The 21,481-nt window shown below is 72.8% G+C and carries 15 protein-coding genes; 9 read left to right on the forward strand and 6 right to left on the reverse strand.

Going from position 1 to position 21,481, the window contains the following annotated elements; all coding sequences use genetic code 11:
• Nucleotides 1–13: 13 nt before the first annotated feature.
• The 6 genes from MTF69_RS22345 to MTF69_RS22370 all read right to left on the reverse strand — a co-directional run bounded on the left by MTF69_RS22345 (nucleotide 14) and on the right by MTF69_RS22370 (nucleotide 3,574).
• A complete protein-coding gene (locus tag MTF69_RS22345) occupies nucleotides 14–394 on the reverse strand; it encodes a hypothetical protein (RefSeq protein WP_243336914.1) in 381 nt (126 codons plus the stop codon).
• Nucleotides 391–978, reverse strand: a complete 588-nt coding sequence (locus tag MTF69_RS22350) for a TetR/AcrR family transcriptional regulator (RefSeq protein ID WP_243336915.1) — start codon at nucleotides 976–978, stop codon at nucleotides 391–393. The genes MTF69_RS22345 and MTF69_RS22350 overlap by 4 nt, the downstream gene beginning before the upstream one ends.
• A gap of 73 nt (nucleotides 979–1,051) precedes the next feature.
• Nucleotides 1,052–1,567 (reverse strand): GNAT family N-acetyltransferase, encoded by a 516-nt coding sequence (locus MTF69_RS22355; RefSeq protein WP_243336916.1) that lies wholly within the window; start codon nucleotides 1,565–1,567, stop codon nucleotides 1,052–1,054.
• A 25-nt stretch (nucleotides 1,568–1,592) separates the two neighbouring features.
• Complete coding sequence (locus MTF69_RS22360) at nucleotides 1,593–1,835, reverse strand: hypothetical protein (RefSeq protein WP_243336917.1); 243 nt, start codon at nucleotides 1,833–1,835, stop codon at nucleotides 1,593–1,595.
• A complete protein-coding gene (locus MTF69_RS22365) occupies nucleotides 1,832–2,053 on the reverse strand; it encodes a hypothetical protein (RefSeq protein WP_243336918.1) in 222 nt (73 codons plus the stop codon). Before MTF69_RS22365 ends, MTF69_RS22360 begins: the two co-directional genes overlap by 4 nt.
• 153 nt (nucleotides 2,054–2,206) lie before the next feature.
• Nucleotides 2,207–3,574, reverse strand: coding sequence for an MFS transporter (locus MTF69_RS22370; protein WP_243336919.1), 1,368 nt, complete (start codon nucleotides 3,572–3,574; stop codon nucleotides 2,207–2,209).
• A 71-nt stretch (nucleotides 3,575–3,645) separates the two neighbouring features.
• On the opposite strand from MTF69_RS22370, the gene MTF69_RS22375 reads away from it, so the two are divergent.
• The 9 genes from MTF69_RS22375 to MTF69_RS22415 all read left to right on the forward strand — a co-directional run bounded on the left by MTF69_RS22375 (nucleotide 3,646) and on the right by MTF69_RS22415 (nucleotide 21,387).
• On the forward strand, nucleotides 3,646–4,683 hold the full coding sequence (locus tag MTF69_RS22375) for a GlxA family transcriptional regulator (protein ID WP_243336920.1): 1,038 nt from the start codon (nucleotides 3,646–3,648) through the stop codon (nucleotides 4,681–4,683).
• Nucleotides 4,684–4,873: 190 nt separating this feature from the next.
• A complete protein-coding gene (locus tag MTF69_RS22380; protein WP_308401441.1) occupies nucleotides 4,874–6,238 on the forward strand; it encodes a CapA family protein in 1,365 nt (454 codons plus the stop codon).
• A gap of 205 nt (nucleotides 6,239–6,443) precedes the next feature.
• Nucleotides 6,444–8,702: a cache and HAMP domain-containing protein gene (locus tag MTF69_RS22385; protein WP_243337066.1), complete on the forward strand. Its 2,259-nt coding sequence runs from the start codon at nucleotides 6,444–6,446 to the stop codon at nucleotides 8,700–8,702.
• 205 nt (nucleotides 8,703–8,907) lie between these two features.
• The gene (locus MTF69_RS22390) at nucleotides 8,908–12,897 is read left to right on the forward strand and encodes a GTPase (RefSeq protein ID WP_243336929.1); all 3,990 of its coding nucleotides are present in this window, start codon (nucleotides 8,908–8,910) and stop codon (nucleotides 12,895–12,897) included.
• Nucleotides 12,897–14,900 (forward strand): GTPase, encoded by a 2,004-nt coding sequence (locus MTF69_RS22395; RefSeq protein ID WP_243336939.1) that lies wholly within the window; start codon nucleotides 12,897–12,899, stop codon nucleotides 14,898–14,900. Before MTF69_RS22390 ends, MTF69_RS22395 begins: the two co-directional genes overlap by 1 nt.
• Nucleotides 14,897–15,925, forward strand: coding sequence for a toll/interleukin-1 receptor domain-containing protein (locus MTF69_RS22400; protein WP_243336941.1), 1,029 nt, complete (start codon nucleotides 14,897–14,899; stop codon nucleotides 15,923–15,925). The genes MTF69_RS22395 and MTF69_RS22400 overlap by 4 nt, the downstream gene beginning before the upstream one ends.
• 65 nt (nucleotides 15,926–15,990) lie before the next feature.
• A complete protein-coding gene (locus MTF69_RS22405; RefSeq protein WP_243336943.1) occupies nucleotides 15,991–18,159 on the forward strand; it encodes a TIR domain-containing protein in 2,169 nt (722 codons plus the stop codon).
• Between the two features lie 166 nt (nucleotides 18,160–18,325).
• Nucleotides 18,326–19,024 carry a response regulator transcription factor gene (locus tag MTF69_RS22410; protein ID WP_243336944.1) on the forward strand — a complete coding sequence of 233 codons (699 nt, stop codon included), beginning with the start codon at nucleotides 18,326–18,328 and terminating at the stop codon, nucleotides 19,022–19,024.
• Nucleotides 19,021–21,387, forward strand: coding sequence for a sensor histidine kinase (locus MTF69_RS22415; protein ID WP_243336945.1), 2,367 nt, complete (start codon nucleotides 19,021–19,023; stop codon nucleotides 21,385–21,387). The genes MTF69_RS22410 and MTF69_RS22415 overlap by 4 nt, the downstream gene beginning before the upstream one ends.
• Nucleotides 21,388–21,481 lie beyond the last annotated feature (94 nt).

Consider the following 21,481-nt stretch of genomic DNA (forward strand, 5'->3'; position numbering starts at 1 on the left):
TGTTTGTGCGGGGCTACGCGGCACCCGCCGCTGCCAGCACCGCGATGGGCAGGAGCAGGATCCACTGCGGCAGACGGAGCAGTGGTCTGGGCCAGCCGACGGACAGGGTGACGACCAGGAAGGCTGCCGCGTACGCGATGAAGTGCGCGGCGACGAACCACGCCACCAGGCCGGTCCCCGGCGCACCGTCCGCCTGGGCGAGGTACAGCAGAACGAGCCCGGAGAGCACCAAGTCGACGCTCACCATGTGCCAGACGGCGTGCAGGACACGCTTGGGTTCGTCCGCGAGCCCGCAGGACAGCAGCGGGCGCACCACATCGCGGCGCCCGCCGATGATGTGCACCGCGGCCACGCCGACAGCGGTGATGCCCGCCGCGAGAAACCAGCTGTTCATCGGACCTCGATTCCCTTGGCCACGACGGTGGCCAGTTGTGTGGCCAGCTGCTCGTCGGGGTGTTCCCCGACCAGCCCTATGTGGAAGAACACGGCTCCGGCCAGGGTGTCCAGGACCAGGTCCACCGGTGTTCCGGCCGCGATCTCCCCCCGCGCCGCGGCGCGTTCGAAGACGATCAGCAGTCGTTCCTTCGACGGCGCCAGGAAGTCGCCGCGGATGCGCGCCTTCAGTTCCGGATCGGCGGCGAAGTCGGCGAGCAGCCCCGGGAGTGCCGCCGCGGCGGCGGGCGCGCGGAACTCGTCGACCAGGCCCTGCAGCAGCACGGTCAGATCCCCGGCCAGCGTTCCGGTGTCCGGGGGCGGCGCTTGATCGGTGGCCGTGAAGACGGCCTCGAAGACCAACTCCGGCTTGCCCGGCCACCGCCGGTAGATCGTGTCCTTGCCGACACCGGCCCGCGCGGCCACCGCCCCGATCGACGTCGCGGCGTAGCCGACCTCGACCACCAGCCCGGCCGTCGCACCGATGATGGCCTCGTGGGACCGGGGATCCCTGGGACGCCCTCTGGAGGGCGGAGAGGAACTCATGCATTTACCTTACGGGTCGACCCGTAACGTAATCAAGAGCGAGCCCGACGAGACCGGAGCCGGCGGCGTCTCGTCACGTGCGCCCAGTTGACGCGGCTATGGTGCTGAGCGAGATCCAGACGTCGGGAGGCAGGTCCGGCCGACCCGGTACCGGCCTGCGCTCCTCGGTCCATGCGTCGCCGGCGACAGTCGTGGCAACCCGGCGCCAGAAGCGCGCCGCGGCCGTGTTCGCGTCCTGGAAGGCGACCTCCCACGAGCCGGGGTGCAGGGCCAGGATCTCCTGAACGGCCTGCAGCCCGATCCCCGACCTCCGCGCACCGCGCACCACGAAGAAGCTGTTCAGTCCGCGCGTCGAGGCGGTCAAGCCGCGGACGAACGCGAAGCCGGCAGGTCTGTCACCGCTCGTCAGGAGGTACGGCGCCCAATCGGACTCGGAGAAGGCTTGATGCAGCCACTCGTCGCGGAAGGCGCCGTCAGGGTTGGGCAGTACGCCGTGGAACTCCGACATGTCATGTCGGAACATCAGCCACAGCCGCTCCACCGTGGTGCGGTCGGCAGTGGTCGCGAGGCGCATGGATGTGTTGGGCACGAGACTCCCTGGCAAGAAGGAACGGTCAATGGCGGTGACGGCGGCGGATCAGCCGCAGCACCACGCCCGCGGCGAAGAACAGCGCGCCGAATCCGAGGAGTGCGAACCCGAACCCGTCGAGGAGGTCGAGGAGCAACCATGGTTCAGCCGGCCGGTTCAGCCACACCACGAGGAGCAGCGCCCCGCCCAGGCCGAGGAGGGCCAGACCGCGGGCGTACCAGGTCTGCGGGTCGCCGTTGTCGACGGGCACGCGCTCGCGGTCCGTCACCGCGACGACCGTAGCCGCACGACATACATGGCGGCCATGCCGAACTGTGCGACCAGGCCGACCGTCAGGATCGCCGGCACCAGCCCGCCCGGCATGTCGAGCGGCTCGGGCACCACCAGCAGCCAGAACGCCAGCACCCCGCACCACGCCACCCCGGCGACGCCGGAGATCCACAGCCCTGCCTTGGGGTGCATCGGCTTCTTCGCCATCATGATCATTCCCCCTCCCGCTTCCTTTGCGCCAGGGTAGGCGCCGAGCTCCCCGGCGACATCCCCGTTTCGGGCCCGGGCAAGCCCCGGTGCAGGTCAAGACTCACGGACTGCCCCCAATGCGTCCGATGCCCGTGGCGGGTTCGTGGTGGGCGGGTCCGCTCATCCGCCGTCCGGACCGACGGGCGCGGTCAGTTCGTCGCCGGCCGTGGGGGCGATGCGGCGCAGGGTGCGGATCGCCGGGATCGAGAGCAGCGCCACGCAGCCCGCCAGGCAGGTGACCCCCGAGACCAGCAGCAGCGTCTCCGGGGACGCCAGCTCCGTGGCCGGCCCGGCCAGGATCTGGCCGAGGGCGATTCCGGACACCGAGCCGGCCAGCTCGTAGGCGGTGACCCGGTTGAGGACCGCCGGTGGCGTGTGGGTCTGGACGCTGGTCGCCCACATCACCGACCAGAACGCCCAGGCGGCACCACCGAGGACGTGGCCCGCCAGCAGCACCGGCAGCCCCGCGCCCAACGCCACGCAGAGCGGCAGCCCGGTGAACAGCACCATGGCCATCGCGCCGGCGGCCAGCGGCCTGGCCGGGCGCAGTCGCAGTGCCAGCAAGCCGCCGAGCACCGTTCCGACACCGAGGAAGGAGACGGCCACGCCGTAGGCATTCGGGCCGAGCCGAGCTCCGATCAGAGCTGAGCTCAGCGGCACCAGCGGGCCGAAGAGCAGCACGCCGAAGGCCACCCAGATCAGGATCACCGCCCACATCCAGGTGCGTGAGCGGAACTCCTGCCAGCCCTGGCGCAGGTCCCGACGGAGCGAACTCCTCTTTACGGCGGTGGCATCGGCATCGGCATCGCCGTCGGCGTCGGCCAGGGTTCCTGCGGACGTGCTCGCGGGGGCGAGCCGGATGAGCGCCAAGCACAGGGCGCTGAGCACGAAGGTGCCCGCGTCGATCGCGTAAACGGTCCCGGCGCCGGTCAGTACGATCAGCAGCCCCGCCAGGGCCGGGCCAAGCAGTTGGGCGAGCGCGTCGGCGACTTTGAGCGTGGCGTTGGCGCGCTGCGGTTCCCGGGCGACCAGCGGGACCATCCCGTTCACCCCCGGCTGGAACATCGCGACGGCCGCGCCGGCCAGTGCCGCCATGGTCACCAGCAGCCAGAACGGCGGCGTCCCGGCGAAGAACGCGGCAGCCAGCACACCCTGGGTGAGCACCCGGACGAGGTCGGCGCCGACCATCATCCGGCGCGCGCCCACCCGGTCGGCGAACACCCCGCCGAACAGGACCAGGAGGACGAACGTCCCGGTCCAGGTGCCGAGGACGAAGCCGACTCCGGAGATCCCGTACAGCGGCCCGACCGCGAGGGCCGCCGCCACCGGCATCATCGCGTCGCCGACCAGGGAAACCGCGCGGGCGGTGAAGTAGAGAGTGAATCGCCGGTCCCACAAGGGGGGCCTGCCGGTTGGCGCATCGGTCCGGACGGTCTGGTCGGTCTGGTCGGTCTGGTCGGTCTGGGCCTGTGTCTGTGCGGTGGTCACAGGACGATATTGGACTGGACCAATCTCCTCACCCCAGTGTCCTGAACGACACGATGGGGTACTTTCGCGCCATGACGCCTCGTTCGCTGCCGGAACCCCCGGCGCTTCACCGGGTAGTGGCCGTGCTGCAGCCCCCGCAGTCGACCTTCCCGCTCGCCTGCGCGACCGAGGTGTTCGGCGACCACAGCCCGGCGATCCCCTCCCGCTACGCGTTCGAGGTCTGCACCGAGCACCCCGGCCCGGTGCGAACCCATGCCGGATACGATCTGCTGGTCACGACAGGCCTGGAGGCGTTGGAGCGCGCGGACACGGTCCTGGTCCCCGGCTGGCAACAACCCGTCGGCACCGAAGTATCGGCAACGCTGATCGCGGCGGTCCGCCGCGCGCACCTCCGCGGCGCGCGAGTCGTCGGCATCTGCTCGGGCGCCTTCGTACTCGCTGCCGCCGGACTGCTGGACGATCGGCGGGCCGCCACCCACTGGGCCCAGGCCCCGGAACTGGCCGCCCGGTTCCCGCGCGTCCGGGTCGACCCCGCAGTGCTGTACGTGGACCACGTCGACGTCGCGACCAGCGCCGGATCGGCGGCCGGCGTGGACCTCTGCCTGCACCTGGTGCGCACCGACCAAGGCGCCGCGTACGCCATGCGGATCGCCCGCCAGTTGGTGATGCCGCCGCACCGCGAGGGGTGCCAGCTGCAATACGCCGAACTGCCCACCTCGGGACCGGTCACCGACTCGCTGGCCCCGCTGCTGGAATGGCTGGCCGGGCGGCTGGACCAGCCGGTCAGCGTCGCCGAGATGGCGGTCCGCTCCCAGGTCTCGGCCCGCACGCTGACCCGGCGCTTCACCGAACAGCTGGGAATCAGCCCCGGGCGCTGGCTGCTGGACCGGCGCCTCGCCGCCACCCGGGCCCTGCTGGAAGAGACCGACCTGCCCGTGGAAACCATCGCGCACCGGGTCGGCCTCTCCTCGGCCGTCAACCTGCGCCGACGCTTCCAGGAGGCCCTGCGCACCACACCGGCCGCCTACCGGCGCGACTTCCGAGCGGCAAAGCCGGCCGCGGGGCATCCCCTCAGGCAGGAACCGGTCGCCCTTCGGCGTACGGGCTGAGCATCGTGTCGAAGTAGCCTCGGCGGCTGCCTCCAGGAACACCAGGAACACCAGGAACACAGCGGGCACCGCCGCTACGACGACAGCGCTCCATCCGGATGTGAACTGGTGCCGATATCCGTACAACCCTCGGGGCCGGCCGGCAGTCAAACCCGTGCAGTCGATCAGATGTAACGCACGGGGGAGACCGGTGAACAGCTTCAAGAGTCCCATGACGGCCGTCGGCACGGCAGCCGCATCCGGGGCCGGCGGCGCTTCGGCGCACCCCGCCGCCGGCGCGGCGGCCGACGGCGCCCCGGGGGCCTCCTCACTGGTGGTCGGAGTGAAGAAGTCCGTCACCCCGGTCACGCTCCGCACGGCGGCGCTCGCCGGTCTCCTGGCCACCGCCCTCACCGGCTGCGGACTCCTGGGAGGCTCGGGCGACTACGCGGACGGCGCCATGACGGCCGGCGGTGGCGGGCGGTCCTTCACCGTGGCCGCGGCCGGCGACATCCTGATCCACCCCCAGCTGATCGACCAGGCCGCCCGGGACGCGAAGGCCGAAGGCCGGTCCGGGTACGACTTCGACAAGATCATGGCGGGCGTGAAACCCGTCATCAGCAAGGCGGACCTCGGCATCTGCCACATGGAACCGGTCCTCGGCAAGCCCGCCGGCCCCTTCCAGAGCTACCCGGACTTCCTGGTTCCGCCGCAGATCGCGACGACGATCAAGAACATCGGGTACGACACCTGCTCGACGTCCTCCAACCACTCCCTCGACCACGGCCCGGAGGGCGTGTACCGCACGCTGGACACCCTCGACAAAGCGGGCCTGAAGCACACCGGCTCCGCACGCAACAAGGCCGAAGCCGACAAGCCGCTGATCATGGACGTCAAGGGCGTCAAAGTGGCACAGCTCTCCTACGCCTTCGGGTTCAACGGCCGGGAATTGCCGCAGGACAAGCCGTGGCTGGCCAACCTGAACGACTTCGACAAGATCGCCGCCGCGGAGACCGCCGCCCGCAAGGCAGGCGCCGAGGTCGTGATCCTGTCGATCCACTGGGGCCGTGAGCACCAGCCCAACGCGAGCAAGCCCCAGCTCAAGCTCGCCCGCCGGCTCGCCGAGAAGACCGGGATCAACCTGGTCATCGGACACCACGCGCACGTGGTCCAGCCCTTCGAGAAGGTCGACGGCACCTGGATCGCGTACGGCCTCGGCAACCAGCTCGCCCGCCACGACGTGCCCACCGGCCTGACCGAAGAAGGCGCCATCGGCTGGTTCGAGTTCGCCGAGAAGGGCGGCAAGTGGGACGTGGAGGCCCGGTTCGTGCCGACCTTCACCGACATCCCGCCGGACCCCGAGGCCACACAGGACGGCGCCGCCGCCGGGATCGAGATCAAGCCCGTACGCGACCACCGCCTGGTCGACGTGGCCGAAGCACTCCGCAACGACTCGAACCTGCTGCCCGAGCAGCGGTCCCGCTACCGCGTGGCCTTCGAACGCACCGTGGGCACGGTCATGAACCGGGGCGCCGCCAAGGACGGCCTGCGCCCCCTGCAGGAACTCCCGGGCTGAGCTCCCCCGGCCGGCCCGCCTCTTCGGGTCTTGCCCGGCCGGACGGCCCAGGCCCGGCCGGCCCGCGGCGCGCCCGCGCGTCGGCCGTGCCAGGACCCTTTACCCCCACATACCGCCATATCCGCACGACCGCACCCAGGAGAGGAGCGCCCCTGTGGCCGCTTCCACAACGAAGCGGCGGCGCAAAGCCCGCCGAAGGGCAGACATGTCCCTGCTCGGCGGCATACGCCCGCCGATCGCCATGCTGTCTGCCCTGCTGCTCCTCCTGGCCGGTCTCACCGCCCTGAGCCTGGGCAGCGTCCGCAAGGACCAACTGCCCGAAGCCGTGCTGACCTCCCAGCAACACTTCGCGGAGGACGGTGCGATCGCCCTGCGGGCGTCACTGGACGAGAGCGTCACCGACCTCAACCGGACCGCCACCCTCTTCTCGGCAGGAGATCCGGTCACTCCCGACGCCGTCCTCGACAAGATCGGCAGCGCCTACCAGAAATGGCGCGGCACGGCGCTCGTCGAGATCAGCTCCGGCCGGCTGCTCGCCGCCCGCGGCGAGAACCTCCCGCTGCCCGCCATCGACCTGTCCAAGCTGTCGGACAAGAGCGGCCTCACACCCCGGATGATCCGCCTGGAGAACGGCGAGACCCGACTGCTGACCCTCGCCCTGCTCACCTGGCCGGGCAAGCCGCAGCAACTACTGGTCGCCTCCAGCAGCCTGCGCTTCCCGGGCATCAGCCTCGGCGACTTCCGGGCCATCGCGGTCGTGGACTCCGAAGGCCGAATCCTCAGCAGCGACGGCATCCCCGAACCCGAGCAGGTGCTCACCGACCTTCAGCGCGAGGATGTCAAGCGGGACACCAAGCAGCTCAAGTCCTTCGCGAAATCGGCGGCGAAGAAGGCCAAGCGCCACCCGCTGACGACCAAGGAGCCGGGCTCCGGAGGGTTCCGCGGCGTCAGCGGCAGCCTGCTGGGCGGCGAGTTCGCGGGTGACCGCGCCGCTGCCGGCTATGCGACCCTGGCCGGCCCCGAGGCCGGTGTCGGCACGACCGCCACCAGCCTCGGCCTCACCGTCGTCGCCATGGTCAACGTCGCCGAGGACACCCGGCCGGCGACCGACGCCGTCGTCGGCCTCATCGCGGCCGGCGCTCTGCTGCTCATCGGCGGCCTGGTGATCCTCCTGCTCGTCGCCACCGTCCAGCGACCGCTGCTCGCCCTCTTCCTGGAGAGCCGGCGGCTGACCCGCGGTGACCTGCACCGGCCCGTGAGGGTCCCGCGCAGCGGTGAGGGTGCTCGGATCGGCCTGGCGCTGGAGCGCCTGCGCCGCCAGCTGCTCGACCAGCCCGATCCGGGTCCGGACGGCATCGCCGCCGGAGGCAAGCTGCGCAAGATCGGGGTCCGCACCCTCGTCGCACTGGCCCTGGTCCTGCTAATCGGCTGGTGCCTGCCCCTCGGGCTGATGCTCAACCGAGCCGGCGAAGACGTCGTCGTCCCCCAGCAGATCGTCAACGACCAGCGCGAGCGCACCGACACCGTGAACGACCGGGTCCGGCGCGCACTCAACGAAGGGCACGCCGACCTGGTCTCGGTCGCCTCGCTGATGAACGACCGCACCACCCCGCAGCACATGGCCATCGTGCTGGAGCGCACGCTGCAGGAACACCTGCGTTACCAGTCGCTGTACGTCGTCGACGCGAACGGCAAGGTGCTCGCCAAGGCCGGCTCGGAACCGAAGGCGCCCGCCACCAAGGGTCCCGGCCGGGAACCGATCACCCTGGTCACCGGCGGCAACGAACCGCTCCTCGTCGCCGCCGCCGACACCTCCAGCCGCAAGGGCGCGGCAGTCGTCGCCGAGTTCCGGGTCGACTTCCTCAACTCGCTGCTGAAACGCCCCGGCCTGGGCGAGATCCGGGTCGTCGATGCGGAACACCGGGTGATCGCCTCCAGCAGCGGCTACCAGGCCTTCGAGAAGCTCGGCGACAAGCGGCTCGGCGCACTGATCGACGGCGCCTCCCTCAAGGTGGGCATGGCGCCCCGTCCGGCCGGAGTCCTCTACCGCGACCGCGGTTCGCCGACCATCGCCGCCGCGACCCCGTTCGTAGGCGGTGGCGCCGCCAAGAAGATGAACTGGACCGTGGTCAGCTGGCAGCCGGCCAAGGGCCTCGCCATCCCCGAGTACAGCCTGCAGAACCGTACGGTGCTGGCCGGCCTGCTCGGCCTCACGGCCGCCGTGGCCTGCCTCGGATGGCTCCACCTCATCGTGGTCCGGTCCCTGCGCGAGCTCGCGCAGCGCGCCGAAGCCCTGGCGGACGGCGACCGCCGCACCGTCCTCTACCCGCGCCACCACGACGAGGTCGGCGCCGTCACCCGCAGCCTGGAAGTCATCAGGCAGCAGCTCCAGGAGCTGCGCAAGCGGGAAGCCACCAGCAGCGCCGGCCGGTCCGGCCAGGCTGCCAAGGCCGGAAGGAACTGACCGGGCGGCGCCCTTCCTCCACACCGTGCCGGTGATGCACCGCGTACCGCGCCGCTGCACGCCGTCTCCGCGTCGCCGGCGGGGCCACGCCTGGTCCCCCCGGATCCGGTCCCGGAAGGCTTGGGCCTCCCGGGGCCGGGGGAGGATCCGGGGGCGCCGCTCTCGAAGGGGCGGGGCCGGCGTCGCAGCGACGGAGACGGAGCACATGGGAGAGACCGGGCTGGCCGCGGCCGCCGAGCGAGCGGTGGCCGACAGCGCCCCGATGGTGGAGCGGCTGCGTACCCTGACCTCCGAGCTGGCGAAGGAGCTCGCCCCACCGGAGCGGGCCGGAGAGGACTCCTCAGGGCTGCTGGCCGAGGAACGCGCGGTGCGGGAGCGTGCCGTGGCCGCAGTGCAGGAGCTGGCCGTGTCCCGGCTGGAATCCATGGACACCTTCAACGTCGTCCTGTTCGGCCGCACCAACTGCGGCAAGAGCACCCTCGTCGAGGCACTCACCGGAGGCACCGGCTCACGGATCTCCACCGGCGACATCGACTACACCACGACGGTGGACGTCGCCGCGTGGCAGGGCCTGCGGGTGTACGACACCCCGGGCACCAACGGCTGGCGAGCCGACGGCGCGAACCAGGGCCTGGAGGAGGCCGCCCGCCGCGCCGTCCTGGCCGCCGACGTGGTCCTGCTCTGCTTCGACACCCTGCACCAGCTCGAGGGCGAGTTCGCCAAGGTTGCCGAATGGGTGCTGGCCTACGGAAAGCCCGCCATCGCGGTACTCAACGTCCGCAACCGCTACTGGCGGGACCCCGCACAGGTCCCCTCCGGGGACCGGCGCTCCCAGTTGTCCGTCAAGGTGGCCGAGCACGCCTCCAACATTCGTGAGCACCTCGGTGTGCACGGCCTCGCCCGGGTCCCCTTGGTCGCGATCAGCGCCCAGCGGGCCGTCGCCGCGCGGGGCGCGCAGGACTACCAGGGGCCCGACCGGGACACCATCGCGCTCCTGCGTGACCTCAGCGGCGAGCTGGTGCGGCGCAGCGGCCGTGACCTCCCGTACCGGGACGGCCGCGAGCTGCTCCTCGCCTGGTCCAACTTACCCGCGCTGGAGACCCTGCTCGCGGCGGCGGTCACCGAAGGGGCCCAGGACCTGCGGCTCGGGGCCCTCACCGGCCGGCTCACCGGGGCGCTCACCGAGGTCGCCGGGGAACTGGCCCGCGTCCTGACCCGTCCGGCCGTCTCCTACGGCGAGCAGTACGAGGAGGGCCTTGAGGAACTGCTGACCGCTCTCGGCCGCCCACCGGCACCCCGCCCGGCCGCAGCGGAAGCCGCAGCGGAAGCCGGAACCGGCGCCGCGGCCGGCCGGAACACCGAGTTCAGGGCTCTCGCCACGGCCCTCCGCGAGCTGGAACGGCTGCGCGGCAGCCGCTTCGAGGCGACCTCCACCGGTGAGGTGCGCGGCTATCTGAAACACCGGCTGGCCGCCCGGACCGCCCCGCTCCGCACGGAGGCGGAGAACCGGGCCGAGGAGCTGGTGGAGAGCGGATTCCGCGATCGCAGGGAGATATCCGACGAGGAATTCTCCCGGACCGTGATGTCCGTCCAGACCGTCACCGACGCCGTGGACGCCGTCGTGGCGCAGTTCGAGACCCATCTGCTCGCCCGCCTCTCGCTGACCGCCGCCGAGGCACGCGCCAACCTGAAAGCGGTGGCCGTCCCCACCGTCCGGGTGGTCGGCGACGCCGGGAGCGGCATGCGCCGCATGGGATTCTGGTCCGGCGGTGTCAGCGCCGCCGGCGGCATCCTCGGCCCCGTCCTGACCGCGGCCGTCGTGTTCCACTTCTGGAACCCGGTCGGCTGGGTGGCGGCGGGCGTGGCCGTCGCCAACTCCCTGGCGTACGTGGGCGGGCGGCTGCTCAGCCGCTTCGGCCTGGGCAGGGCGGCCCGGCAGCGCGAGGCCGCCCGGATCGAGAGCCGGCAGGAGGCACGCCGCGCGGTCCGCGGATACTTCGCAGACATCGAAGCCCACGTGCTGGCGCACGGCGAGCAGCGCGTCCACGACACGCTCCTGCGTGCGGCGCCTCCCCTGGTCACCGAAGCCCTGGCCCTGCGACGGATCGCGGCCGACGCGGCCCGGGACTCCGAACGCCTCCTCCGCGCGGCCGCGGGACTGCCGCAGACCCGCGAACCGGCCGGAGTGCTGCGCGAAGCCATGGGCCGGATCGAGTACGAACGCGACGTCGTCGACGCGCCGGACCGGTACTGGCTGGGATCCTCATGGTGCGGCGACCCGTACAACCTGGCCGAACCCGCCTCCGAGGAACCGGCCGGCGGCCGCTCCCGCTCCACGCCCCGCTTCACCGAGAGCCTCTTCATGCGGCTGCGCTCCGCCTTCTCGGTCCGCTCCCTGGTCCCGGCTCCCGGCAGCGGACGGCAGTGGCTGGGACTGCTGCACCAGGAACTCGACGGGACTGCCGAAGCCGCGGCGCTCCTCGCGGAACTGGACGCACTCGCCGCGGACCTGAGGCCCCGCGTCGTCGTCGCCGGGGCGACGAACTCCGGCAAGTCCGCCTTCGTGCGACGGCTGCTGACCGAGTCCGGGCTGCCGGTGTCCGACGCACTGCGCAGCGCTCCCGGCCCGGTCACCGCGACCGCCGCAGCCTACGAGTGGGAGGGCATGCTCCTCGTCGACACACCGGGGTTCCAGAGCGGCATCGAACCGCATACGGCCGCGGCGGTCGCCGCGCTCGCCGACGCGGCCACCGTGTTCTACCTCGTCGGCCCGGATCTCGTCACCGGGGACCGAGCCGACCTGGCCCTGCTGCTGTGCGGAAACCCGGAGGAGGGCCGCGCGGCCAAGGCCGACCGGGTCGTCTTCGTCATCAACAAGATCGACCAACTGGCCCCCGACCCCCGCCTCGGCCGGGTGTTCCGGACGATGGTCGAGGGACGGGAATCCGCCCTGCGCCTCTACCTCGACCGCTTCCCCTCCAGCGGCCCGAAGGGCCCCCGTACGTGCACGGACGCCGCCCGCCCGGGGAGCCCCGGCCATCAGATCGTCTCCATGGCCGCCGCCCCCGGAGAGCTCCGCTACGACACCGCGCGCGACCACGACGCCTTCCGCGACTGGGACGGCTTCCGGGACTTCGCCGCGCAGATCCGCGGACTCCGCACGGACCTGAGGCGCAACGCCGTCGACGTGACCGTGCTGCACGGCGGCCTCGCCCGTCTCGCGGACCTGGCGGACGCCGAGCGGCGGCGGGCGGCGCGGCTCGAACAGCGCATCGCCCGGCTCGGCGAACTGGCCGAGGATGCCGCGGGCGGTGCGCGTACGGGCCGGGACCTCGTCGCCGCGGCGGTGCAGGACGCCCGGCAGTCGGCTCGGGAGTTCACCGCCGGACTCGTGGACGCGGCCCTGGCCCCCGGGCTGGACCATCCGACCCGGAAGACACGTGGCGCCCGGCTCGACCACTGGTCCGCCGACCCGGAGTTCACCACCCTCTGGGCCGAGACCCGCGCCGAGGCAGTCGCGCGGGCCGGGGAGTGGCTCGCCGACGTCCGTGGCGCCCTGCGGCGCCGGCTGACGTCGAAGCGCTTCGTCCTCGCCTTTCCCGAAGGACTGCCGGCGACCGACACCGCCGTCCTCGACACGATGACGCCGGACGCCACGGACAGCGATGCCCTGCTGCGCGACACCGCCGTCGCCGCCGGCAGCCTGGCCGAGCTGAATCCGGACGACCTGTCCGCCTTCGGTGAGCACCTCGGCGTGTTGATCGACCACGACCAGGCCGTGGCGATCCTGGACGGCCTGGCAGCGGGCAGCGGCTTTCTGAAGATCTTGAACTCCATCAGCAGGATCGCCAAGCTCATGTCGGTGGCCGAGGAGGAGCAGCAGGCCGACGCAGCCCGTAAAGCACTGCTCGCGGCCGTGGGCGCCTCCGCCGACACCTGGGCGACGGGAGTGCGCGGCGGGCTCTCCCCGGTCGAGGCGATCTGCGGCCGCCTCGACGCCCTGGCCATGCGCTACACCGATCGTCAGAACGCCGCGCTGGACGAACTGGGCGGCGTACGAGAACGCCTGCGGGTGTACGAGGCGGCAGCCGACGGAGCCACCACCAGGCTCGGGATACCCGCCCTGCCGGCACAGCGCCGAGGCAGCTCCGTCCCCGCCCCCACCCCGTACCCCTCCCACCGGAAGGGCCTGTGATGACAGCGGAGACACCGCCGGGGCACCGGAACGACGGCACCGGGGCCGGGCGCGGGCCCGGCGCGGAAGCCGGCGGCGACTGGATCACGCGGATCCGCTCGGCGTACCGGGCGGCCGTCGGTGACATCGCGGGCGACCTCGCGGACGCCGTCTGGGCGGAGGCGGCAGGGCGGACCGAGCCCACGGTGGTGCTGTTCGGCACCCAGAACTCGGGCAAGACCACCCTGCTGCGCCGCCTCCTGGTCGAGGACGGGGCGGACGTTCCCACCTGGGCCGTGGTGAGCGCACGCAAGGAGACCTACCAGAACGCCGAGGCGTGGTCGGCCCGGCTGCGCTACCTGGACACCCCTGGCATCGGTGCGGGAGACAGCAGCCACGCCGAACGGGCCGCCCAGGCCGTGCTGACGGCCGACGCCGTTCTGCTCGTGCTCGACCAGGTGCCCGGCGGAACATCCGAGGGAGACCTGCTCGCCCTGGTCAGCGGCAGGTTCGTGGACCCCGCCCGGCCGCACCCCTTTCCTCCCGGAGCCCTGCTGCTGGCCCTGACGAAGAGCGATGACCGCGGCCGTCTCCCCGGCACCCCCGGCTTCGGCGAACTGGCCGCGACGCTCCGCGCGTCCGTACGGGACAAGCTCCGCGCCGTCCGCAGCCCCGAGCCCCTGCCCGCGATCCACTTCATCACCGCGGACCCGGGAGGCATGACCTCCGACCTGCGAACGGATCAGCTCAGAAAGGCCCACTACGCGACCTCGCGCGACTGGGACGGCATCGCCGGGCTCCGCGACGACCTCGCAGGGCTCGCGGTCCGCACCCCGGAACTGCGCGCGGCCGCCGGAGTCCGCTACTGGAGTGCCTGCTCCCGCCACGCCATCGACGAGACGCGGCGCGGGCTCGACGAACTCGGCGCGGTGATCGAAGGCGGCGAACTCCGCAGGCAGCGCTACGTCTTGCTGGAGAGCGAGTTGGAGGCACTGCGGGGCGAGGCCGTCGCGGAACTGCGCGCACTGATGGGTGAACGGCTGCGCACGCTGCCCGAAGTCCTCCCCACCGACGTGACCGACGAGAGGCTGAGCAGCACCGCCCTCGAGCGGATCGCGCAGATCGCACGAGCGTGGGACGGCAGATGGACGACGAAACTCCGCCGCCTCGGCCAGCGGGTCGAGCAGGCCCAGGAGACCTCGCGCTCCCAGCCGGGAAGCCAGGCCTTCCTGGCCTACGCCGACGACGTCGCCGAGATACTCGCCCGAACGGAGGATGGCCGCGCCCCGGCCGCGGGGGGCAGCGCCGGTCGGAACGACCAGGCCGTCTGGCTGAACCTCGCGTCGATCAACGCGGCCATCCAGCAGCTGACCGCCCGCAAGGTCGAACGGGCCCACGACGACGCACTGCGCACGGCGCACCAGCAGGTGACCGCCTTCCTCGACGCACACCGGGGGAAGGGGGCGACCACCCGGTCCGACCAGTCAGCCGCATCCGACGGCCATGGCGCTCCGGACGGCCGCCCCGGCCCCACGCCGAGCCCGGCGGAGCCGGGACGACCGGAGTGGAACGACCAGACCCCGGCCTCCGATTCCGGCAGCGTGCGCACGCTCGACGAGGGCTCCCCGGGCGGGCCCGACACCTCCTCGGCGGGAGCGCCCGCGGGGAGCGATCCGCCGGCGCTCCCCACCGGCGGGCACGACCACTTCGCAGCCTCCTTGGCGGGACCCGTGACGCAGAGCCTCACGACCCTCTACCAGTTGTGGCGCGTCCACCACAATGAGAAGCAGGACCAGGTCCGGTCCAACGAACAGGCGGCGCTGCGCCGACGGATCGGGACGCTCGCAGACGACCTCGCCGCCGTCGCCGAGACCGACTGGCTGCTCGAGGCCGACGGGCTCGCCGAGACCGTAAAGGCGCAGCAGACGCCCGACGCCCTCCTCGCACCGGTCCGCGACCGGCACGCCCGGCTGACCGAGGCCACCGACCAGCTGGAGGACCTTCTCGCCCGGGCACCCCGATGACCTCGGTGGCGGATCCGCCCGCACCGCCCCGGGTCTTCCTCTGCCATGCCACGGCGGACCGCGCCTTCGCCGAGAGCCTGGGGCGGGGACTCGCAGCGAACGGAGTCGTGACCTGGGCGGACTTCTGGGAGGTCAGGTACGGCGACAGCCTGGGCCGAAAGCTCTATGTCGAAGGGATAGCAGGCGCCGACGCGTTCGTCCTCGTCCACTCACCGCAATGGGCCCACGACCCGTGGCTGGCCGATCAGTTGGACAGCATGACGGTGCGCCGCATCGAAAGTGGATGCCGCCTCGTACCCGTGCTGCTGGACAGCGCCCCCGCGCCGGCGCCCCTCGCCCACCTGCACCCCCTCAGAACAGGGCGCTCGGAACCGGAAGCCCTGCGGGCGGCTGTGGAGATCGCCCGGACGCTCTACGGGATCAACGACCGGCCCCCGGTCCTCACACCGTCGTGGCTCCACGGCACCGAAGGGCACGGGCCGGCGGTCCGTACGCCGCCCCCCGCCCAGAACGAAACCCCGTCGCCTCCACCCTTCCCCGGTCTGCCCGAGGACCACCTCACACTGTTGCGCCTGCTGCTCCACCAGGCCCTGGAGGTCGGCGAACTCGGCCCGCTGCCCTGGTCGGAGGAGGTTTCGACGGGGAGCGGGGTTCCACCACGGCCCGGTGAACGCGAGGGGGCCCTGGGCGCCCTGGAAGCGGCGGGCCTGGTCTCCGTAACCCGGCATCGCGGCCGGATCCTCTGGTGTGAGCTGACTCCCCAGGGCTATCACCGGGCGGTCCCCTCGGTCGTGCCGGACCTGGACGCCGTACGGCGACGGGTGATCGAGCGTCTGGCCGGCCACCGACCGGAGGACCCCGCCCTCCGGGACACCGACCTGGCCACGGCGGCCGACGCCCCTCTGCTCGTGGTCCGCCAGCAGTTGGAGGAGCTCGTCGCGGACCGGCGCGTCACGCTGCTCCGGCCGCGCGGAGGACTGCTGCTGACAGGGGTGGACCCGGCGCCGCGAGCACGGCCGACGTGAACCACCGCTTCGATCGCAGGCCCGCGCAGTAGGGTGATCGCAGGCCGGGGGAGGGGCGGGGCGCGATGCGCGTAGTGATCAACCATGTAGGACGGGACCGCAGTTGGGCCGAATGGATCGCCTGGGAGCTCCGGCGCGCCGGACACCGTGTGGTGTCCGATCCATGGGACTGGTCCACCAAGCTCGTCACTGACCGGCTGGACGCCGACGCGGGCTCGGACACCATCGTGGTGCAGCTGGTGTCCCCCTCGTACCTGGACAACGCGTGGACCGCGGAGGAATGGTCCGCCGCGGTCGGTGACGTCGACCGACTGGTGCCCATGCTCGTGGAGCCGGTGGCGAACCACCTGCTGCCCCCCGCCCTGGCGGCACGCCCGCTACTCCCGCTGTACGCGGAAGGGGAACGCGCCGCCGTCCAGTCCCTCCTGGCGGCGGTCGACAGCGCCGCCCACCGGCTCCTCCCTCCGGACGACGCGCCGGCCGAAGGCGATCCGGGGCCTTCGGGAGCGCCGCCGCGCCACCCGGCCGCCGCGTCCCCCGCGCTGTCCAATCTCGCCCGGGCCGAGAACGCGGACTTCGGACGGGAGGCCCTGTTCCGGATGCTGCGGGAGAAACTGCTCAGCCGGGGTGGCGCCCCGGTCGACGCCGCGACGGGGGCCGACGGCATCGGCGCCGAGGAAGTGGCCCGCGAGTACGCCCGGCGCTTCGGCTCGCAGTACGACCTCGTGTGGCGGGTGCCGGCGACCGACAGGGCATCGTTGCAGACCGCGTACGCCCAACTCGCCGACTTCCTCGGCGTTCCCTCCGGCGAGCGCGGTGACCGGGCGGCGGATCTCCTCGCCCATCTCGTCCGACGTGACCGCTGGCTCCTCGTCCTGGCAGAGGCGGCGGCGCCCGCGGCGTTCTACCGGCTGCTGCCGCCCCGGTCGGGCCATACCCTGATCCTGTCGGCCGACGCCGCATGGACGGAGGTCTACTCCCGACGCCGCGACCAGCCCCTGTCGATTCCCGAACCGCCCACGCCCAAGCGGATCCTGGCGGTGGCGACCGAATGGTCCTCCCGGCGCGGCGGTCTGAGCACCTTCAACCGCCGGCTCTGCCGCGGCCTCGCGGCCGCCGGAGCCACGGTGTACTGCCTGGTGCCCAGAGCCGACGACGAGGAACGCGAAGACGCCCGGAGGTCGCACGTGACCTTGCTGGAGGCAGAGCACGGGCGGGGGCCCGCATGGGCGGGGGAGTGGGCGCTGTTCCGCAAGCCGTGCGAACAGGTGCTGCCGCTGCCGCCGGACGTGGTCATCGGGCACGGCCGGATCACCGGGAGGGCGGCCCAGATCCTGGCCGACGACCACTACCCGCGCGCGGCCCGCGTGCACATCCTGCACATGGATCCGGACGATCTGGAATGGCTCAAGGACCACCGCGCGGGGCAGGCCGCCCTGATCGCCGCCGAGCGAAACAGCATGGAGGTGGCTCTTGGCGACAGCGCCGACCATCCTTTCGCCGTAGGCAGGGTGCTGTGGAACAGCTACGCGGCGGACTTCTCCGACCGGCCCCTGAACGAGCTGGTACCGGGCTTCGACGGGCCCGAGTCGGCACTTTCCGACCTGCTGACCGCCCCGCCCGAACCGCGGCTTCCGCCGCAGGGAAGCCCCCGCGTCCTGGTCCTCGGACGGACCGAGGACGTGAAGGTCAAGGGGCTGGACACGGCATCGGCGGCGCTGTCGCTGCTCGTGCGGCGGTGCGAGCGGCTCGCGGACACCCGGCTCATCGTCAGAGGGGTTTCCGCGGACGGGGACGCGGTGAAGCGGCTCAAGGAACTGCTGGAGACGGAGAACTCTCTGGGGAGACACCTCGTGATCCGACCGTTCAGTACGGACGCCCGCGAGCGCGCCAAGGACCTGAGCGGGGCGAGTCTCCTGGTGCTCCCCTCCCGTGCGGAGGCGTTCGGCCTGTCCGCCGCCGAGGCCATCGCCGCCGGTACTCCCACCCTGGTGAGCAGTACGAGCGGAGTCGCCGCGCTGCTGACGGAGGTCCTGGGTGTGCGGCGTGCCGCCGACTTCGTCGTGCGCACCCGTGACGACGGCGAGGACGCCGCACGATGGAGCGAGGCCATGGAGGCCGTGCTCAGCGACCGCCAGGAGGCATTCCGGCGCGCCGCGGACCTACGGGCGATCCTCCAGGAGGCCTACTCGTGGAGCGGAACGGCGGCCAAGCTCCTGGCCGCACTGGCCTGACCGGCAGCCCCACGCCGTGGTACGCGTACGGGCCGACCACGGTCGCTCCGAGGGCGTTGTGGCGGCGGCACCGTCCCGGGGGCTCGAGGCGGAACCGGGCGAATGCCCCACGGGCCGGGCCGACGGAGCATACGATTCCGGCACGAGCCGCGCCCTGGGGGGAACCGTGGATCCATTGCACGCGCAGGAGGCGGCCGCCCCCATCAGGGTGGCCGCGGTCGACGACCATCCCATCGTCCTGGTCGGCCTGCGCGCGTCGTTGGCCGACACCACGCCCGACATCGCGCTGGTGGCGATCGCGGAGGACGTGGACTCCCTCCTCGCCCAGGAGGACGGAGCCACCGCTTCCGTGGTCCTGCTCGACCTGCGGCTGCGCGACGACAGTGACATCGGCGAGAACGTGCGACGGATCCGGGCCACCGGCGCCCGCGTGCTCGCCTACACCACCGAGCAACGGCCCGCCCTGATCCGCAGGGCGCTCGACGCGGGCGCCCTGGGGCTGGTCCTCAAAGAGGATCCGCAGACCAGGCTCGCCGAGGCCGTCCGCGCCGCACACGCCGGCGAGGCGTACGTGTCCAGCCGGCTCGCCCACCAGATCGTCACCGACCCGCGCGGGGGCATCCGGCTCTCCCGGCAACAGCACCGGGTGCTGGAGCTGATAGCGCGGGGCCTGCCCCACGGACAGATAGCCAAGCTCCTGCACGTCACCGAAGACACCGTCCGCACGCACCGCAAGCGGGCCATCGAGGCCTACACGGACGCCGGCGACGGTCTCCTCGGGACGAACACCGAGATCGTCTGGCGGGCCGTCGCCGACGGCCACATCGACATCGGCCCGGAGCGGCCCGACACCCCGGGGCGATGACCGGGAACTCCTACCGGGCGGGGGTCGAAGCCGGGCTCTCCCGGTCCGTGGCAGCCGTCTCGGCCCTGTTCGCCCTCAACTGGGCGACGGTCCCGCTCTCGGCCGACCGGCCGCCGCCCGGCGTGACGGCGGTGGCGGTCACCTTCGTCGCGCTGACCCTCCACCTCGTGGTCCGGGGCGTACGGGTCCGGTTGAACGGGGCCGACGCCCTGGCGGCCCTCGCCGTCGCCGTCGTCGCGCACCCCGTCATCGTCCTCGCCGGCGGCTCGCCGTACGTCGTGATCGGGCAGCGCTGCATGCTGACCGTGCCCGCCGTGCTCCTTGCCACCGGGTTCCTGCCCCGGACCGCGGGACGATGCGCCTGCCTCGTCGCCCTCGCCGCCCAACTCGGCACCAGCTGGCCCGCCGACGGTCCGGCCGCAGCCGCGGAGGGCATCTGGCCGCCACTGGCGACGGCCGTGGCCGGTACGGTCCTCGCCCCGCTCATGCGCGCCGCCGGCGACGGCGCCGACCGATCCGAGCGCCGGGCCGCGGCGGCCCGTGCCGATGCCGCACGCGCCGCCGCCCGGCGCGAGGCCCACCGGGACTTCCAGGGGATGCTGCACGACGAGGTCAGCGCCGCCCTGCGCGCCATCGGCCAACCGGGGATCGCGGTCGACCGGGTGCGGGAGGCGGCGCGCGGCGCCGTGGCGGCCATCGCCGGCGCCCGGACCACGCCCGGCGAAGGGAGCCGCACCGATGTGGCCGCGCTGATCCGTTCCCTCACGCCCCCGCAGGGGATCGGGGCGAGCATCGTGGCCGAGGGCGTCGCCGCCGTCCCATACGAGGTGGCGACGGCCACGATCGGCGCGGCCCGGGAGGCACTGCGCAACGTGGCCGACCACGCCCGTGCCCGGACCGTACGGGTGGACCTGACGGTCCGGGAGCACGGCACGGGCTTCGTCCTGTGCGTCACCGACGACGGCACCGGCTTCGTCAGGGAGGAGCTGAGGGGGTCGTCCGTAGGCGTGCGCCGCTCGATGATGCGGCGCATGGAGGCCGTGGGCGGACGCGCCGAGGTCCACAGCACACCGGGACGCGGAACGGCCGTACGCCTGGAGTGGCCGGCACCCGCCGGGGTGGAACGGCAGCGGGTGCGGGCCCCGGACGGACCGGGGCGGACGGACGAGGAGGAGGCCGGGGCCGGCGGAGAAGCGGCGGCGGGAGCCGGCGGAGAAGCGGCGGGCCCGGCGTACCCGTCCGCCCGGACGGCGAAGTCGGCCCGGCCGGTCCCCGCGAAGGTGGAGCGGATGAACGCCGCCATCGGCGACGTCCGGCGCCCGCTGGCCGCCGTCTGCCTGCCCTTCCTCCTGGTCATGGGCGTCATCGCGGTGATCCACACCCGGCACGTCCCCGGTGCGCTCTGGCTGACGGCCTGGTACGCGGTCCTGGCCGCGATCACCGTGGCCCTGCTGCTGAGGGCCCGGAGCGGGATCGGCCCCGCCGCCGCCTGGGCGGCCTGCGCGTTCGCCGTCGCGGGAGCGCTCGGGAGCTTCCTCGTGCTGCCTCTGGCCGGCCTCGCCGACTACACCTCCTGGCCGGTGGGCGCGGTGACGCCGCTGCTGACGCTGCTGGTGATCGTGCGGCCCGCAAGGGAGGCGTTGACGGCCATGGCCCTGGAACAGGCGGGCGTGGTCCTCCTCGTACTCACCGGCCCGCCGATCGCCCCCACCTTCGGCGGGACGGTCGTCCTGACCCTCCCCGCCCTGTCGGCCCCGGCCCTCGGCGTGTTCATGGGCATGGCGATCGGCCGTACGGTCGCCCGCCTCGGCGGGGTGACCACGCGCGCCAATGCGGACCGCGCCGCGGCCCTCGCGGGCGAGGCCGTCCGCGACGCCCGCGAGACCCTGCACCGCCGACGCCTCGCCGACCTGGGAGAGGAGATCCTGCCCTTCCTCGACGCCACCGCCACCGGACTGCGCTCGCCGCGGGACCCCGAGGTCCGCGACACGGCCCGGCTGCTCGGCTACGCCGTCCGGGACGAGATCCACATCCCGGGGGTCCTCGACCGCCCGGCACGCGACCTGTTGAGCGCGGCGCGCACGGCGGGCTGCGTCGTCACGATCCAGTCGGACGCTGACGACCCGCACCCGCCCGCCCTACTGCGCCTGTTGCTGACCACCGCCCTGGGCGCCGGGCCCACCCCCCGGGAGCTGATCCTCAGCGTGACGGCCTCGGCGGACACCGTCGACGCCGCATTGGTCGTACTGCCCGGGGACCGGCGGCGGGCCGGCGCCCTGCGCGAGGCGGTCGCCGGCCTCAGCGCGGTCGTGGAGGACGCCGCGGAGTCCACCTGGGTCGAGGCCCGCGTCCGCACGGCCTGAACCGGAGCCGGACCGAAGGGCGTTGTCCCCATCGATGGGGACAGCCAAGAGGGGGTCCGGGCCGGGAGCATCGAGGAACGCCGAGAGGTCCGGG

The organism is Streptomyces sp. AP-93, assembly GCF_022808175.1.
Lineage (GTDB): Bacteria > Actinomycetota > Actinomycetes > Streptomycetales > Streptomycetaceae > Streptomyces.